The organism is Kerstersia similis (assembly GCF_965139615.1).
GTDB lineage: Bacteria > Pseudomonadota > Gammaproteobacteria > Burkholderiales > Burkholderiaceae_B > Kerstersia > Kerstersia similis.
Genome location: NZ_CBCSIQ010000023.1, coordinates 39,769 through 57,164, shown reverse-complemented (window position 1 = coordinate 57,164; position 17,396 = coordinate 39,769). Strand labels below are relative to the sequence as shown.

At 60.7% G+C, this 17,396-nt stretch carries 16 protein-coding genes; 6 read left to right on the top strand and 10 right to left on the bottom strand.

All coding sequences use genetic code 11. The features are described 5' to 3' along the window. Positions 1-176 precede the first annotated feature (176 nt). Complete coding sequence (locus ACNA1V_RS13685; protein WP_415834155.1) at positions 177-1,553, bottom strand: amino acid permease; 1,377 nt, start codon at positions 1,551-1,553, stop codon at positions 177-179. A 236-nt stretch (positions 1,554-1,789) separates the two neighbouring features. Further along, positions 1,790-2,419: a helix-turn-helix domain-containing protein gene (locus ACNA1V_RS13680; RefSeq protein WP_415834154.1), complete on the bottom strand. Its 630-nt coding sequence runs from the start codon at positions 2,417-2,419 to the stop codon at positions 1,790-1,792. Positions 2,420-2,681: 262 nt separating this feature from the next. Between ACNA1V_RS13680 and ACNA1V_RS13675 the strand changes: the two genes are divergently transcribed. After that, a complete protein-coding gene (locus tag ACNA1V_RS13675; RefSeq protein WP_415834153.1) occupies positions 2,682-3,947 on the top strand; it encodes an FAD-dependent oxidoreductase in 1,266 nt (421 codons plus the stop codon). Between the two features lie 158 nt (positions 3,948-4,105). Further along, positions 4,106-4,486: a RidA family protein gene (locus ACNA1V_RS13670; protein ID WP_415834152.1), complete on the top strand. Its 381-nt coding sequence runs from the start codon at positions 4,106-4,108 to the stop codon at positions 4,484-4,486. A gap of 291 nt (positions 4,487-4,777) precedes the next feature. On the opposite strand, the gene serS is transcribed toward ACNA1V_RS13670, so the two are convergent. The 4 genes from serS to ACNA1V_RS13650 form a co-directional block, all read right to left on the bottom strand. After that, entirely contained in the window at positions 4,778-6,097 is a 1,320-nt protein-coding gene (serS, locus tag ACNA1V_RS13665; RefSeq protein WP_415834151.1) for a serine--tRNA ligase, read from the bottom strand. A gap of 177 nt (positions 6,098-6,274) precedes the next feature. After that, the gene (locus ACNA1V_RS13660; protein WP_415834172.1) at positions 6,275-7,615 is read right to left on the bottom strand and encodes a replication-associated recombination protein A; all 1,341 of its coding nucleotides are present in this window, start codon (positions 7,613-7,615) and stop codon (positions 6,275-6,277) included. Positions 7,616-7,617: 2 nt separating this feature from the next. After that, complete coding sequence (lolA, locus tag ACNA1V_RS13655; RefSeq protein WP_415834149.1) at positions 7,618-8,265, bottom strand: outer membrane lipoprotein periplasmic chaperone LolA; 648 nt, start codon at positions 8,263-8,265, stop codon at positions 7,618-7,620. Positions 8,266-8,297: 32 nt separating this feature from the next. Further along, entirely contained in the window at positions 8,298-10,694 is a 2,397-nt protein-coding gene (locus ACNA1V_RS13650) for a DNA translocase FtsK (RefSeq protein WP_415834148.1), read from the bottom strand. Positions 10,695-10,744: 50 nt separating this feature from the next. On the opposite strand from ACNA1V_RS13650, the gene trxB reads away from it, so the two are divergent. Together trxB and ACNA1V_RS13640 are read left to right on the top strand one after the other, a co-directional pair. Continuing rightward, positions 10,745-11,710, top strand: a complete 966-nt coding sequence (gene trxB / locus ACNA1V_RS13645) for a thioredoxin-disulfide reductase (protein ID WP_415834147.1) — start codon at positions 10,745-10,747, stop codon at positions 11,708-11,710. Next, the gene (locus ACNA1V_RS13640) at positions 11,707-12,555 is read left to right on the top strand and encodes a Smr/MutS family protein (protein WP_415834146.1); all 849 of its coding nucleotides are present in this window, start codon (positions 11,707-11,709) and stop codon (positions 12,553-12,555) included. Before trxB ends, ACNA1V_RS13640 begins: the two co-directional genes overlap by 4 nt. A 106-nt stretch (positions 12,556-12,661) precedes the next feature. Here ACNA1V_RS13640 and ACNA1V_RS13635 read toward each other — a convergent pair whose 3' ends face one another. After that, on the bottom strand, positions 12,662-12,868 hold the full coding sequence (locus ACNA1V_RS13635; RefSeq protein ID WP_415834145.1) for a YgaP family membrane protein: 207 nt from the start codon (positions 12,866-12,868) through the stop codon (positions 12,662-12,664). Positions 12,869-12,922: 54 nt separating this feature from the next. Further along, positions 12,923-13,447 (bottom strand): rhodanese family protein, encoded by a 525-nt coding sequence (locus ACNA1V_RS13630; RefSeq protein ID WP_415834144.1) that lies wholly within the window; start codon positions 13,445-13,447, stop codon positions 12,923-12,925. 244 nt (positions 13,448-13,691) lie between these two features. Between ACNA1V_RS13630 and ACNA1V_RS13625 the strand changes: the two genes are divergently transcribed. Continuing rightward, positions 13,692-14,018 carry a metalloregulator ArsR/SmtB family transcription factor gene (locus tag ACNA1V_RS13625; protein ID WP_415834143.1) on the top strand — a complete coding sequence of 109 codons (327 nt, stop codon included), beginning with the start codon at positions 13,692-13,694 and terminating at the stop codon, positions 14,016-14,018. A 752-nt stretch (positions 14,019-14,770) separates the two neighbouring features. Next, the gene (ppk2, locus tag ACNA1V_RS13620; protein WP_415834142.1) at positions 14,771-15,706 is read left to right on the top strand and encodes a polyphosphate kinase 2; all 936 of its coding nucleotides are present in this window, start codon (positions 14,771-14,773) and stop codon (positions 15,704-15,706) included. A 23-nt stretch (positions 15,707-15,729) separates the two neighbouring features. Here ppk2 and ACNA1V_RS13615 read toward each other — a convergent pair whose 3' ends face one another. Both ACNA1V_RS13615 and ACNA1V_RS13610 read right to left on the bottom strand, forming a co-directional pair. Beyond that, on the bottom strand, positions 15,730-16,374 hold the full coding sequence (locus ACNA1V_RS13615; protein ID WP_415834141.1) for a DsbA family protein: 645 nt from the start codon (positions 16,372-16,374) through the stop codon (positions 15,730-15,732). Between the two features lie 45 nt (positions 16,375-16,419). Next, a complete protein-coding gene (locus tag ACNA1V_RS13610; protein ID WP_415834140.1) occupies positions 16,420-16,950 on the bottom strand; it encodes a nuclear transport factor 2 family protein in 531 nt (176 codons plus the stop codon). Positions 16,951-17,396: the final 446 nt, after the last annotated feature.

Sequence of the window (17,396 nt, the reverse complement as noted above, 5' to 3'; positions counted from 1 at the left end):
ACGGCCGGCGGCGATATCGCTGACGGCCGTGCGTGACGGCGGACACGATCCGCCTGAAGCCTCCGGTCGGCTTGCAAGATGAAATGGCCCTGCAATGCAGGGCCATTTTCATTTCCCTTTCGATGCCGCGTACCGGCATGCCCAGGCACCCGACCCTGCGACAGGGGGCTTCCTGGTCATGCCTGCCCGCGCGCTGCCGCCCGTGCCCGAGTCAAGGGGCGCACCCGCAATACATACACCACACTGATCAGCGCCATCCAGGATACGCCGGCATATAGCGAAACGCGCGAGCTTTCGCCATAGCCCAGCATGAAGAACACGAATCCGATGAACAACAGGCTGATGTAGGGTGTCACGCCCGGCAACGGCAGGGCAAATGCTGATTGTTCGCCCCGAGCGCGCTGGCGCCGGCGAAAGGCCATCCAGGTCAGGACGATCATGGCCCAGGTCCAGACCACATTGAATGCCAGGATGGACATCATCCAGCCAAAGGCCTCATCCGGCACCACATAATTCAACAACACCCCCAACCCCATGCACACCACCGTGGCCAGCACTGCCAGCGCCGGAACACCATTGGGCCGCACCGCACGGAACACGGCAGGTGCCTGGTGGCTGTCTGCCAGGCTTTTCAGAATGCGGGCACCACTGAACAAAATGCAGTTGAAACTGGACAGTGCTGCTGTAATCACCACAAAGTTGATGATCCCTGCCGCCTCGCGGATCCCGAGTTTCTCGAAGGTCATCACGAACGGGCTGCCTTGGGTACCCAATTCATTCCACGGATAGATGGCCAGGATCACTCCCACCGCCGCCACGTAAAACAGCAGGATGCGCCACAGCACCGAATTGACCGCTCGTGGAATGGTACGACCAGGGTTCTCGGCTTCCGCCGCAGCAATACCGATCATTTCCACCCCGGCAAAGGAATAGGCCACCACTGGCAAGGCCAGCAGCACACCAGTGAAACCATTGGGGAACCAGCCGCCATGCTGCCAGAGATTGGACCAGCCGATAGGTACGCCGCCATTGCCCAGCCCCATCATGATCATGCCCAGCCCACCCAGTATCAGGGCGACGATGGTCACGACCTTGATGAGCGCAAACCAGAACTCCGTCTCGCCGAAGATTTTGACAGCCATCAGATTCAGCAGGCAAATGGAGGCAATGGAAGAAAACACCCAGATCCACTGCGGTACATCCGGGAACCAGACCTTCATATAGACCCCGACCGCCGTGGATTCCGCAATGCCGACCCCGACCATCAGAATCCAGTAATTCCAGCTCGAAAGATAACCCGCATACGGCCCCAGATACTCACGCGCATACGCGGCAAAAGAACCTGTCACCGGATGATGTACGGTCATTTCGCCCAGCGCGCGCATGATCAGGAAAATGACACCGCCGCAAACGAGATAGGCCAATAACACCGAGGGGCCGGCCGCTTTGATCGCCGTGGCGGATCCCAGGAACAGTCCAACGCCGATGGACATGCCCAAGGCCATGAAAGTCAGCTGTCGGGCACTTAAAAGTTTAGGGTGTGGAGTCATCATGATCGCAAAGTAGGAACATCAGGAATCGGAATGGATGAGGGCAGCCCATCGCAGCCGGCCTGTCTGTCACCCACGCCAGAATTAAACTATTTTTTGCATATACGCAAAACAAGGGTAAACGCCTAGCGCAAACCCGAAGATAAAAAAATGCCCTTCCAGCCAGCCTGGAAGGGCAATCTATCAAACCGCAGCGCAGCGCCTTCGCACTGTCCCTTTACGCGCCCAAACGATTTACCTCACAACAACTCCGACGCACCATCCAGCACTTCCTGCCCATGCCGTGCATTGGTCATCAGATTGCTTTCGGCTGTAATCACGCCAATGATGCGCGCCAATTGCCGGCTGACACTGATATAGGCATGGCCGATCATGCTTTCGAAATACAGCGAGTCGCCTTTTGCCAGACGCGCCACATCGCCGTTTTCAAAATGCACCTCGATCTCGCCCGACAGCACATAGACAAACTCGACACCGGCGTGACGGGCAAAATCCTCAGGCCCGTTCACCTGCCGCGCATGTATGGTCCCCAGCACCGGATTGATGGGCTTGCCGGTCGCTGCCGTCGCCAGGAATTCATAGGTAAACGACAGCCCCCGATAGGACACGCCCTCTCCCGCCCGCGTCACAATCGGCCCTGCAAAAGGGGCTTGCACCTCGCCATCACAGGCAAACAACGCCCCCATATCCAGCTGCAGCGCCTGCCCCAGCGCTGCCACATTTTCATAGCCCAGCGCCAGCTGCCCACGCTCGGCGCGCGAGATGGTGGTAATCGACACCCCTGAGCGTGCCGCCACCTGCGCGAGCGTCCATCCCAGCTGCTTGCGTGCCACACGCAGACGCTTGCCCAACATCTCTGGTGCCAGCATATGGGGCACGCCTGGCGACCGTTGCGGGTTCTTTTTCAAAGCTTCCTCTCAAATTCTGTTGCCTGCCTCTCTGTAGCCGAATTTTGCCAGCAACCGGCCACGCTGGCAGCATTCCCGCCGCCACGATCGTTCCATCCATTCACAAATCCCAAAAATATTTGCTTAAACGCAAATTTTGTTTGATACTCGATGGATATCGTTCATGGCGCCGCTGCCAGCAGGCATGGCCAGGCCGCCTTCAAGCCAGTCAAAGGACTGTGACATGCATATTGTTGTCGTGGGTGCCGGCGTCGTCGGCACTGTCACCGCGCTGACGCTGGCGCGTGCAGGGCATCAGGTAGAAATCGTGGAAAGTGCCGGCGCCGCAGCGACGGGCGCCAGTTTCGCCAATGCCGGCCTGATCTCGCCTGGCCACTGTTTCAGCTGGGCCGAACCGGGTATTGGCCGGGCCGCCTTGCGCGCCCTGCTAGGCCGGGACGAAGGGCTGGGTATCTGCCAGCCGTGGTCGGCGGCGCTGCTGCGGTGGGGCTCGCTCTTTCTGCGCGAAGGGACACATGAACGCTGGCGCGCCAACTCACAGGCCGCCCTGAAGCTGGCAGCCTATTCCCGCGACCAGCTCTTTCGCAGCGCCACACCCGCCTCCAACGCCTTTGGCGGCCACCAGCATGGCATCCTGTACCTATACGGGGAACAGGATCACCCCGGCCCGGATGACGCCACACTCCTGCACGAGGCCGGCGAGCCCTTCACGGCATTGGACCATGAGCAATTGCTGGCGCAGGAGCCCATGCTGCGCGATGCAGACATCGCATTTGCGCGCGCCGTTCACTGCCCCAACGACGGGACCGGCGATGCCGCCCGCTATACCCGTGCCGCGCTGGACGAAGCGAGCGCCTTGGGCGTCCGCATTCATTTTGATGAGCCCGTCCTGGCGCTCAGTCAGCAGGGCCAGGCTGTCAATGGCGTCACCACCGCACGACAAACCTATCATGCCGATGCCGTCATCGTGGCTGCCGGGCTTGCTTCAAGCGCGCTGCTGCGCCCGCTGGGCTATCGCTTGCCCATCTATCCTGTTACGGGCTACTCCCTGTCCTACCGTCCCGCACCCGCTTCATCCCCCCGCTCAGGTGCCGTATCCATTCCTCACAAGATTGCCTGGGCGGCCTTCGGCGACGACACCATGCGTTTCACGGGATTTGCCGATATCGGCATTCCAAGCCATAAACAAGCCACGGCACGGCTGGCCCAGCTGACGGAATTCGCCCATCTCGTCTGTCCGCCATTGGCACGGGCAACGCCATCCCAATGGATAGGGCAACGTCCCATGACACCGGACAATCTCCCCTTCCTGGGCCAGAGCGCCCATCCCGGGCTGTGGCTCAACTGCGGCCATAGCGCCATGGGCTGGACCATGGCCTGCGGTTCGGCGCAAATCATCGCCGACCTATTGCAAGGCCGGACGCCAGCCATTGATCTGCACCCCTATCGCTGGAACCGCTACCGGCGCTTGAGCCGCCAAGGCGACTGAGCCCCCGGCGCCACCCAGGACGCGCGCCCTGCAAAGATCAGGCGACGCCTTCCACTCCCATGCGTCCTCACCTCAATGCCATGCCCCCATGTCATTCACCCAGGTCACTCCGCCCTGCCAGGCGCATGGATTTTTTCACTTTCCACCAGGAGCCCTCCATGAGCCAGCCCCCCGTCTTTCATCCCGTCTCTGCTGATCTCCCCTTCTCCGCCGCGGTCAGGTACGGCGACTTGCTGATGCTGTCCGGCCAGATTCCTTTTGATGAAGAAGGGAAACCACATACAGGAAGTATCGAAGCCCAGACACACGCCGTTCTGAAAGCAATAGACGCGACCCTGAACGGCCTGGGCAGCTCGCTGGAGCATGTGATCAAAGCCAATGTCTGGCTGGCCGACCTGCAGGATTTCGCTGCCTTCAATGCAATCTATCGCAGCTACTTCCAGGCGGGACGCTATCCGGTACGCAGCCTGGTACAGGCGCAACTGGCGTTCAAGGTGGCCGTGGAAATCGAAGTCCAGGCCATCATTCCCCAAGCCTGAGCGACACCTGCCCAGGGCGATGCCGCAACCTCGCAGCGGCATGCCCGGGCTGCCTCAGGGGCAGAGGCGCCGGCCTGATGCAAAAAGCCCCTTCCCGGTCGCCAGGAAGGGGCTGGAAAGGGGCTGCCATGTGTGCCCAATACCATTTTTACCAAAGCACATTTCCTGCTGCCTCGGGCACCGGCAGCGCGGAGAGATCGCGCTGTCCGCCCGACAGTGAAAATGGCCCTGCGGCTCATGATCTCAAGGCAACACCCCACCCGCGCTTGCGGCACGGGCAGCGCCTCAGGCTCAGGCCTGCAACACTTCCAGGCCTCCGACGTACGGGCGCAGCGCTGCCGGCACGCGAATGGAGCCATCTTCCTGCTGATGGTTTTCCAGCACCGCTACCAGCGCACGGCCTACGGCCAGGCCCGAGCCATTGAGGGTATGCACATACTCGGGCTTGCCCTTTTCCTGGCGGCGCACACGCGCCTGCAAGCGGCGGGCCTGGAAGGCCTCGCAATTCGACACCGACGAAATCTCGCGCCAGGTATCCTGCGCCGGCAGCCAGACCTCCAGGTCATAGGTCTTGGCAGCGGAAAAGCCCATATCGCCCGAGCACAACAGCACGACGCGGTAGGGCAGCTCCAGCGCCTTGAGCACATTTTCCGCATGACCGACCATTTCTTCCAGTGCATCATAGGATGCGTCCGGATCCGTGATCTGCACCATCTCGACCTTATCGAACTGGTGCTGGCGGATCATGCCGCGCGTATCGCGGCCACCGCTGCCCGCTTCCGAACGGAAGCAAGGCGAATGGGCCGTCAGCTTCAACGGCAGCTGATCTGCCGCCAGGATTTCATCACGCACCGAGCCGGTCAGCGTGATTTCCGAGGTCGAAATCAGGTACAGGTCTTCAGCCGTACCGTCTTCCTGGCCGCCTTTGGTCACCCAGAACATATCGTCCTTGAACTTGGGCAGCTGGCCGGTACCAAACAGCGTCGGGCTTTGCACGATGTACGGCGTATAGCATTCGGTATAGCCATGCTGCTGCGTCTGCAGATCCAGCATGAATTGCGACAATGCACGATGCAGGCGAGCCACCGGGCCGCGCATGAACGCGAAACGCGAACCCGACAGCTTGGCTGCCGTTTCGAAGTCCAGGCCCAGCGGCGCTCCCAGCTCCACATGATCACGTGCGGCAAAAGGCAGGGGAGCAGGACGACCGTCCGCCGCTGCCGCGCCAGGCAACCAGCGGCGCACCTCAACATTGTCATCGCTGTCCTTGCCTTGCGGCACGCTGTCATGCGGCACATTGGGCACCGCCAGCAGCAGCGCGTTCAGGTCTTGCTGCAACGTGCCCAGCTCATCCTCCAGGGCTTTCAGCTGCCCCGGAATCTGTTGCGACTCGGCCATCACGGCGCTGGCGTCCTCCCCTTTAGCCTTGAGCTGGCCGATCTGCTTGGCCAGCGCATTGCGGCGTGCCTGCAGGTTTTCGGTTTCCATTTGCAGGGATTTGCGGCGTCCTTCCAGCGCATTGAAACGCTCCACATCAAAGGAAAAGCCACGCAACGACAGGCGTTCGACGATGGCGAGCAAATCTTTACGCAGCAGGGTAGGCTCTAGCATGATGAACAGTAGCAGTAATAAGGAATCGACCCCAGCCAGACGGCTGGAACGGAGATTGTTGCACGCCGGCGCGCTCCCCGAAAGGGCAAGCACGCGTGACGCAATATCGGCTGGCGGCCATGGCACCATGGCAGCGACGCTTACAAGCTTACAAGCGCGGCGGCAAACCGCCAGACATCAGGAGGGTTTGCGGCGCGATTCGCGATCCAGCTCGCGCAGAAAGGCCAGCTTTTGCTGAATTTTAGCTTCCAGCCCACGGTCGGTCGGCTGGTAGAAACGCGCCTTCATGCCATCCGGAAAATAACTTTCGCCAGCCGCATAGCCATGCGGCTCATCGTGTGCATAGCGATAGGCCTTGCCATGGCCCAGCTCTTTCATGAGCTTAGTCGGCGCGTTGCGCAGGTGGATGGGCACAGGTGCACTGCCATTGCTTTCGGCAAACTTGCGCGCCGCTTTATAGGCGTTATAGACCGCATTGGACTTGGCGGCACAGGCCATATAGACCACCGCCTGCGCCAGCGCCAGCTCGCCCTCGGGGGAGCCCAGGCGTTCATAGATATCGGCGGCATTCAATGCCAGTTCAGTCGCACGCGGGTCGGCCAGGCCGATATCCTCGACAGCCATGCGCACAATTCGCCGTGACAGGTAGCGCGGGTCGGCACCGCCATCGAGCATGCGCGCAAACCAGTACAGCGATGCATCCGGATCCGAACCGCGTACCGCTTTGTGCAAGGCGCTGATCTGATCATAAAAAGCATCACCGCCCTTATCGAAACGGCGCAGGTTCTGCGACAACGAGGTTTCCAGCCATTCGCTGTCCACCGTATCGCGGCCGGCGCCCAACGCCGATTCCGCCACCACCTCCACGGCGTTGATCAGGCGGCGCGCATCACCGTCGGCCCACCCGGCCAGCTGCACCACGGCTTCTTCAGAGAAACTCAGCGCGGGTACGCCTTCTGCCGCACGATCGGCATTGAAGGCTTCGACCGCCCGGCGCGCCAGACGCGCCAGCTGCTCGCCGTCTAGCGCCTGCAGCACATACACGCGCGCCCGCGACAGCAAGGCGGAGTTCACCTCGAACGACGGGTTTTCGGTAGTCGCGCCGATAAACGTGAACAGCCCGCTTTCCACGTAAGGCAGGAACGCATCCTGCTGAGCCTTGTTGAAGCGGTGTACCTCATCGACAAACAGGATGGTACGCCGCCCCTGGCCCTGCGCCGCCTGAGCCGACACGACAGCGTCGCGGATATCCTTGACGCCGCCCAGCACAGCGGAAATGGCAATGAAATGGGCGTCGAAACCATCAGCCATCAGCCGGGCCAACGTCGTTTTCCCCACGCCCGGCGGGCCCCAGAAAATCATCGAATGCGGCCGGCCTGATTCAAATGCCACGCGCAGCGGCTTGCCCGGTCCCAGCAGGTGCTCCTGCCCGACCACTTCATCCAGATTGCGCGGCCGCAAACGTTCGGCCAGCGGCACGCTGCCCGGTACCGCCTGCGAAAACAGATCCCCGGCCATCATTACATGACCACCACATCCGTTCCGGCAGGTGGCACGAAGGTAAACAGGCTGTCATCCAGCTGCCCGGCCGTCCGCAGGTCTTCCAGTTCGATACGTGTCATCTGGCCAAAGCCATCACGCACTTCCAGTACAACGGGCAGGTTGTCGCGCAAACCGATATCCAGGCTTTCAAAACCGGCATCCGTCTGGCGCGGCGTCGCCCGCAACCATTCCAGGCCTCCGCGCGCCGGGCGCGGCGTCAGCACGAAATTATCGTCCAGCTTGCCCGAGCCAAACAGAATGGCTGCAGGCGAAGCGCCGATGGCCTCATCCACGCGGCGGCGCGTCATCTGTTCAAGATCCGGGTCATATTGCAACAGCACTTCGCCATCGGACAAGACCAGTTGCTCATAGGGACGCTTGACTTCCCAGCGGAATCGGCCCGGCCGCTGAAAGGCGAAATCGCCTTCTTGCGGCGCCGCCTGACTGCCATCTTCCGCATGCACCACCTGGGTGAAGTGCCCCTGCGCTGCCTGCACATCACCAATGAAGGCCTGCAACTGCGCCAGCGCATCCGCCCGCGCCAGCGAAGCGGAACACATCAGAACTGCAAACAACATCCACTTGCGCATACCGGCCTCCCAGCCCAAAACGCTACGCTGCATCATTCATTCCACAACAGGCTGACGCGATGCCCAGGTCAATCCGATTCTTCTTCACGCCTGGGCGCGAGAATCTCGCGGTTGCCGTTTGACTGCATGGGCGATACGACCCCTGCCACTTCCATTTGTTCCAGCAAACGCGCTGCGCGGTTGTATCCAATACGCAGGTGGCGTTGCACCAGGGAAATCGAAGCACGCTTGTTCTTCAGGACGATCTCCACAGCCTGATCGTACAGCGGGTCGGACTCCGCATCGGCAAAGCCCGTGACGCTACTGACGCCATCACCGGTTTCCCCTTCCACCGCCCCTTCCAGCAGGCCTTCTACATAATTGGCTTCGCCCTGCGCTTTCAGCGACTCGACGACGCGATGCACTTCCTCATCGGAAACAAAAGCACCGTGCACGCGTTCTGGCAGCCCCGACCCCGGCGGCATATAGAGCATATCGCCCTGGCCCAACAGGGTTTCCGCGCCCATCTGGTCAAGAATGGTGCGCGAGTCGATTTTGGACGAGACCTGGAACGCAATACGGGTCGGAATATTCGCCTTGATCAGGCCGGTAATGACATCCACGCTGGGCCGCTGCGTTGCCAGTACCAGGTGGATGCCCGCTGCACGCGCCTTCTGCGCCAAACGGGCGATCAGTTCTTCGATTTTCTTGCCGACCACCATCATGAGGTCGGCCAATTCGTCGATGAAAACCACGATATGCGGCAAATGGCCCAGGGGTTCAGGCGCATCCGGCGTGAGCGAGAACGGGTTGGGAATGTTTTCCTCGCGCTTTTCTGCTTCGCGTATCTTGGCGTTGTAACCGGCCAGGTTGCGCACTCCCAGCTTGCTCATCAGCCGGTAGCGTTTTTCCATCTCATTGACGCACCAGTTCAGCGCATTGGCGGCCTGGCGCATGTCGGTCACGACCGGCGCCAGCAGATGCGGAATGCCTTCATAGACGCTCATTTCCAGCATCTTCGGGTCGATCAGGATCAGGCGGGTATGGTTGGCATCAGCCTTGTACAGCAGCGACAGGATCATGGCATTGATCCCGACCGATTTCCCCGAACCCGTGGTGCCCGCAACCAGCACGTGCGGCATGCGGGCCAGATCGGCCACGACCGGATTGCCTGCAATATCCTTGCCCAGCGCCATGGTCAGCGCCGACGCACTGTCATGATAGGTGCGCGACCCCAGGATTTCCGAGAGCTTCACCATTTGCCGGCGCGGATTGGGCAACTCCAGCCCCATCAGGTTCTTGCCCGGAATCGTTTCCACCACACGGATATTCACCATGCTGAGCGCACGGGCCAGATCCTTGGCCAGATTGACGATCTGGCTACCCTTCACCCCCGTCGCCGGTTCAATTTCGTAACGGGTGATGACAGGGCCGGCCTGAGCGGCCACGACTGTAACCTGCACCCCGAAATCAGCCAGCTTTTTCTCTATCAGGCGCGATGTATATTCAATCGTTTCCTGCGAGACCGTTTCCTGGGCCTCCGGTGCCGGATCCAGTAGGCCCAACGCCGGCAGATCACCTTGAACCGCCTCGGCAAACAAGGTCTGCTGCTTTTCCTTTTCCACACGGGGCGATTTCTGCACTTCGCGCACGGCGGGTTCGATGCGCACAGGCTCGTGCACCATTTTTTCCTGTTTGGCCACCACCTGCTCTTCGCGCTCCGCCTTCGCGACCGCGCCCACACGCCTGTCCTGGCGCGCCACGTAGGCGTCACGGATACGGCATACGACCGTTTCAATCAGGAAACCAATGCGTTCCGCCAGGCGTACCCAGGAAAAGCCGAAGAACAGGCTCAGGCCGATTGCCATCATGACCAGCAATGCCAGCGTGCTGCCGGTAAAGCCGATGGTGTTCTGCAAAACGCCCTTGAGCAGCTGGCCGATCACACCGCCAGCGCCGCTGGCATTGGCGCTGGCCGCCGGCAGCTCGGTTCCCCAGGAATAGAAGCGCAGCGCCTCCAGGCCGACCGAACCCAGCAGGATCAATCCGAAACCCAGCCCTTGCTCCCAGCGCACGCGCGGCAAATCATTGCTCGCCTCATCTTCGGCCTGCAGGCCGAACATGCGTGCCAGGCGACGATAGCCGGCACGGACGCGCTGGGCCAGCAAAACAACCCACCACCACGCGGAAAATCCGAAGATCAACAGCAGCACATCCGCCACATGGGCGCCCGCTACGCCCCCCATATTGGTGACTTCCGCACCTGGCATGGACGAACGCATCCAGCCTGGATCCTGACTGCTCCAGGTGTACAGACTGATACCCAGCCAAACGGCCAGGAAGGCAAACAGAATCCAGCGTGCTTCGCGAAACAGCGATGAAAGACGGCTTTGCAGCGGCGAAGGGCCGTTGCGCGTATTCCGTGAAGAACGAGGGGAACGTGTTACCCGCGGTGTGCGGGATTTTGAAACAGGTACGCGAGGCATGGGGTCATTATAATTGCTGCACTGTTCAACGAATGTAAACCTTGTCAGCCATGTCCACGACCAAACACGCCAAAGTCCTGATCCTGGGTTCCGGCCCTGCCGGCTATACCGCCGCTGTCTATGCCGCCCGTGCCAATCTGCAGCCTATGCTGGTCACGGGCCTGGCCCAAGGCGGCCAGCTGATGACCACGACGGAAGTCGATAACTGGCCTGCCGACCCGCTCGGCGTGCAAGGCCCCGAGTTGATGGAACGGTTCCAGAAGCATGCGGAACGCTTCAATACCGAAATCGTTTTCGACCATATCGACAAGGTCGATTTCAGCACCCGGCCGTTCCGCCTGCATGGCGATAGCGGCACGGACTACACCGCCGATTCCGTCATCCTGGCTACGGGCGCTTCCGCCAAGTATCTGGGGCTGCCATCCGAAACCGCCTTCATGGGCCGGGGGGTATCGGGATGTGCTACATGTGACGGATTTTTTTACAAAAATCAGGATGTGATCGTTGTCGGCGGCGGCAATACCGCTGTCGAAGAAGCGCTGTACCTGTCGAATATCTGTCGCCATGTCACGGTAGTGCATCGCCGCGACACCTTCCGCGCCGAACCCATCATGGTGGATAAGCTGATGGAAAAGGTTCGTTCCGGCAATATTTCGCTCAAGCTGTTCCACGAGCTTGATGAAGTGCTGGGCGATGAAAGCGGTGTAACGGGCGTGCAACTACGTGATGTCCAGACGGGCCAGCTCAGCAAGCTGGAGGTCAGCGGCGCTTTCATCGCCATCGGCCACCATCCCAACACGGATCTGTTCGTCGGCCAATTGCAGATGCAGGATGGCTATATCATTACCCGCAGCGGCCAGAGCGGACTTGCCACCATGACATCGGTGCCTGGCGTTTTCGCAGCCGGCGACGTACAGGATCATGTGTACCGCCAGGCGATTACCAGCGCGGGCACCGGGTGCATGGCTGCGCTGGACGCCCAGCGCTGGCTGGACGATCACGAAGCCCAGAAATGAGCACGCGCAACAAGCCCCTCAAAGGCGGCCTGGAAGATCTGAAACGCCTGCACCAGCAGGCGCGCGAACGCGACGAGCAGCAATTGGCCCGCCAGCGGCTGGCCGCTCGCCAAGCAGCGGCTTCGGCAGTTTCGGCTGCCGCGCCTGCCGGCCGTGCTGCCGACCGCGCCACCGCAGCTGCCCAGGCGGTGGCCAGGCTGGCGCCCAAGCCAGCGGCCACCCCTGCCCTGGCGGGCGAAAAACCGGAGTCAGGCACGGACTTTTACCGTCCGCTTGGCAACGAGGATGATGCCACCCTGCTGTTGCGCAGCCTGGCGGGTGTCATGCCCATCCGCCAGGGGCATGACGTCAACACCAAGGTCTATCGTTCCGCCCCCAGCGATGAGCAATTGCGCAAGCGCCAGGCTGCGGCCGGGGTGGCAACGCTGGAAGAAGCCCATATTCCTGCTCCCGCCGTGTCGGACGAATATATTGCCGCGCGACTGATCGAGAACGGGACAGCCTATTTGCGCGCCGGGATGGCGCCCGACACCATCAAGCGCCTGCGCCGCGGCAAATGGCCGTTCCGCACAGAGATTGACCTGCATGGCATGACGGTCGATGCAGCCCGCGCGGCATTGCTGCCTTTTCTTGCAGCCAGCCGTGCCCAGGGACACCGGGGCGTACGGGTGATCCATGGCAAGGGTTTGGGATCACCGGAACAGCAACCGGTCCTGCGCGAGAAGGTAAAGACCTGGCTGGTGCAATATCCGGACGTCCAGGCCTTCGCCCAGGGGCGCGAGGCCGATGGCGGCGCTGGCGCGGTGCTGGTTCTGCTGGCAGGACTGGATGGCAGCGACGACTAGCGAATCAGGTCAGCAGCCGCGCTTCGAACTTCCATAGCGCCCGCCTGCCCTGAGCAGGGGGCGCTATGGCAATTCCGCATCGCGCCGCAAAATTGGCCAGTATTTTCTAGCGTCCGGATTGACGCGCTTGCAGCGGGCAGGTGCTCAAACCCAGCAAGGGATAGAGCGGGCAATAGCGTACCAGCCCCGTCAGCAGGGGCAGGATACCCAGCCAGCCCCACCATCCGATGACGCCGGACGCCGCCAGGATGATTAGTACCAGGCCCAGAATGACCCTCAGGATGCGGTCCAGGCCGCCAACGTTGGTTTTCATGCATGCTCCCGTCTCTCTTGAATGCACAGTTGCCGTACTGGTTGATTACGCGTGTCAGGCCCTGATCGCCCGTCGGTTCCACGGCATTTTCATGAGCACGCGAGCCAGCCCGCAGAATCCCGAGATACCGGCAAAAATCAGGCCGCAGCCGATAAAACCAGGAATGATGTAGAAACCCGGCGCGACGCCCGCCCCCAGAAGCGTGCCCAGCAGTATCATGGCACCCGCCGCAATTTGTACCTGGCGCTGCAGTTCCAGGGGTTGCTTTGCATCGGCGATCACGGGCAAACCCGCTTTTTTCCATGCATTCAGGCCGCCTTCCAGAACATATGCCTGACAATCCGTGCAAGCCGCCAGCGATCCTGCATTCAACCGTGTCCGGTTACCGGAACGACAATGGAAAATGACGGCAGGCGCACCTTCTATCCCGGCGCCGCTCAACAATTGCTCCATGGGGATATGGCGCGCCTCCCCGATATGCTCCCGCGCATATTCCCCCTCGCCACGGATATCGACCAGCAACGCGCCCTGATCCATCAATCGACGCGCGTCATTCGGAGAAATCACTGGTAATGACATATAAAAAACTCCTGGCAAAATTTCAGATCTGCACACACCTGCCACTTGCGACCGATACCCGGCCATACCGCGACTGCCAGCCGCCCGGCCCATCACACCTGGCCGGCACACGCACCGCAACCCGTTACACAAATGGTGGGAACTCGCTTCGCGGAAAGCGCTCAAAACAATATACTAATTCATATTATATTATTTAATAAATCGTTTTCTGCTAACTATGCACTCAACCGACCCTGCTTTTGCCATGACGCCTGAACAGCTGCGCGGACACGCCGGACAGGCATGCGCGCTGCTCAAAGCATTGGCCAATGAAGACCGCCTCATGCTGCTGTGCCAGATTGCGTCTCGCCAGCGCCTCAATGTCAGCGAACTGGAAAGCGCAACCGGCATCCGCCAACCCACGCTATCCCAGCAGTTGGCCGTCTTGCGGCAGGAGGGACTGGTGGAAACGGAAAAGGAAGGCAAGTATGTTTTCTACAGACTGGCCAACGAAGATGTCGTAAGCATTATGCAGACACTCTGGAACATTTATTGCGCGCCCACGGCATCTTCCGATCCACACCGCACATAAAAAACCCTAGCCCCTGATCCGCACAGGTTTGCGTGCTGCCCTGCCGCCCGGCTCGCATGCAAGATGCAGGCCACGAACAACGCCCTGCCTGCGACTCAGGCAGGCAACTGCCGCCAGCCTGGTATCAGCCAAACATCCTCCAGGTTCCGAGCAGGCCTTGGCAGGCTGAAACGCCAGGGCGCTGCGGTGCCAGCACAGGTACTGCGTTCAAAACATAAATTAAGACTAATATAATAGTGGCATGCCTGCGCGGAAACGCAAAAAGGCCAGCTTGCGCTGGCCTTTTTGCTTTCTTCTTTTTATAGGGTACTGCCTGGTTTTATGATTTTTATATTTACCGGATCACGCCGGTTCGCTGCCCATGCAGGGCATGTCTCCTCACCTGCATGGACGCAATTGTGCACGATGACAGTGCAGGATGCACTAGGGGAATGCCCTAGATAGGGTCACTACTAGGGTGCGAAATTCATAGAGGCTATCGCCATGCGCACACACTTTTCCGACATTCTCCCGCAGGGGGTTCAGCCAGGCGCCATGCGGTTCAGCGGCAGCATGCATGGATCGCATAACCCGGCTCATCCCCTTGCATGGTGACCCACTGCCCGATCCTGAGCACCATTATGGTGCATCCATGATGTCATGGCATTGCCACATGAATTCAATATGCTGGGCGGCGCACCCTGCGCTGCTCGTCATTTGCCCCTGCCTAACTGCTGTTTTCTCATTGGACTTTCCAGACCGAGGTTTTTCCCATGAACGATTCTTCCCGCACTCCGTCCCTGGACGATACTGCCCGCCGCATGCGAGCCGACTTCATCGACAGCCTGGATGAAGAGCTGGAGATGGAGCTGGACGACGAGCGCCTGGCCCATTTTGCCGACCTGCTGCCAGGCGCCGACAAGGGCGACGAAGATGAAATGGATCGCCGGCTTTATTTCCGCGAACTGCTGCGCCTGCAAGGTGAGCTGGTCAAGCTGCAGGACTGGGTCGTCCACAAGAAGCTGAAGATTGTCGTGCTCTTCGAAGGACGCGATGCTGCCGGCAAGGGCGGCACCATCAAACGCATCACCCAGCGCCTCAACCCGCGTATCTGTCGCGTGGCCGCCCTGCCCGCCCCCAGCGAACGGGAGCGTTCACAATGGTACTTCCAGCGCTATGTGCAGCATCTGCCCGCCGGCGGCGAGATCGTGCTGTTCGACCGCAGCTGGTACAACCGGGCGGGCGTCGAACGTGTGATGGGCTTCTGCACGGACGACGAATATGAGGAATTCTTCAACAGCGTCAGCGAGTTCGAAAAGATGCTGGTGCGCTCCGGCATCGTCCTCATCAAATACTGGTTCTCGATTACCGACGACGAACAGCACCGCCGCTTCCTGATGCGCATCCACGATCCGCTCAAGCAGTGGAAGCTGTCGCCAATGGACCTGGAATCCCGGCGCCGCTGGGAAGACTACACCAAGGCCAAGGAGACCATGCTGGAACGCTCGCACATTCCGGAAGCGCCCTGGTGGATCGTCGAAGGCGTGGACAAGAAACGCGCGCGGCTCAACTGCATCAACCATCTGCTGGGGCAAATCCCCTACCAGACGGTACCGCACGAAGAAATCGCGCTGCCCCCGCGCATCCATCACCCCGACTACATCCGCCACCCGGTACCCAAGGATATGTACGTCCCGGAAATCTATTGAACCACGGCCTCACGCCGCACCGTTCAAAGCGTCCGTATCTGCGCCAGCAGCTCGTCCGGGCTGCCATAGACAGCCGTGGACGGCAGCAACTGCATGGTTGCGTCCACCTCCAGCAGCAACGTCGGCACCCCACGCGCATGGGCCGCCTGCATCAACCGGCGCGCATGCTGCGTGCGCGCCTGCAAGGCTTGCACCAAGGCCAGGTCGGGTTCCGCCAACGCGGCGGCCGCCTGCTCCAGCCCCATCTCGCCCAGCAAGCTGACCAGCGAGTCGGTGCGGGTGATATCACGCCCATCGACATAACGGGCCAGCTGGATCGCCTTGAGGGCTTCCAGTTCGCGCTCGGGTGTGCGCTGGTGGACGGCCTGCAAGGCCAGCGTCGCCGCGCCGCTGTCGAACATACCGCCCGCTTCCAGTACCTGCCGACGATAGGCCTCGGTAAAGCGCTGCCCGGTCAACTGTTCGATACGCTGGTCATTCGACCACGCATATGCGGCAAACTCCGTATCCATGACGCGCGCGCCCGGCCCGGAAAACAGACCGGTCGGCCATAACGCCAGCGTCAGGCCCGGTTCCGACTGCGCCTTGCCCATGAAGGCCGACGCGCCATAACACCATCCGCAGAGCGGATCGAACAGGTAATGCAGTGTTTTTTCTTTGACGGACATTTTTATGCTCCAGGCCGGGGGGCGCTGCCCCCAGGCCAGCAAAGTTCAGAACATGGTGTTGCGGTTGGCGGCGTCGGCAGGTACTTCCTGTATGACATCCCAGTGTTCAACAATGCGACCATCCTGCACCCGGAAGATGTCAATGACAGCCTGTCCGCGATCCTGTTCGCCATTGGTCGAATGCACATGCAGGTAAACCAGATCGCCATCGGCAGCGCTGCGGACAATACGCGCCTGTGATTGCGGGTTCTCCTGGAAATAGCCTGTGAAAAAGCCCACAAATGGCGCCTTGCCATCGGGCACCGCCGGATTGTGCTGAATATAGTCTTCCGCCACGACGGCTGCCGCCGCGACCGTGTCATGCTGGTTGAAGAAACGTTCGTAGAAATCGACGACCAGGCGGCGGTTGGCGTCCTCCTGGGCCAGATTCCGGGCAGCGGTGTGCTGCACCACCGGTTTGTTTGCAGAGGCCGGAGCGGCCGATGCGCTGGCTGCTGCCGATTGCGTTGCAGCAGCCAGTGCACTCATGGAAAACAGAACAGCGCCCAGGAGGGCATGACGGAAATTGAGGGACATGGAAACTCCTTATCGTCCTTGTCGCTGCCCGTTGCATCAATGCGCGGGCAAGGTTGCGCAATAGGCATAAACAGTTAGGCACAATCGGTTGGCTGGGATCGGGGCACGCCCATGGCGTCCCGCCGCCGGTCTGTCTTGCGCCTCTCGGCGAGCATCAATGGTCTATAAAATAGACCAATAAAACGCATACTACCCTTACTGTCTGACGCCGACAAGAAGTCACACCGGCGTGACTACCCCGCGGCAAACCCAGGCATCCAATCCGCAACCGTTGCACAGCAAGCGCCCTGCCTGCTCCCTGCGCGGCATGCCCGCATCGCGCAGGCGGCCTGAACGGATATTGCCTGGATGAACCGGACACGAGCGGCGATGGAACCTGAATCCCGCCATCCCGGGCGCCAACCCGCTGACGCAGTGACAACGGCACCAGCCTCGGCCCAGGCCTT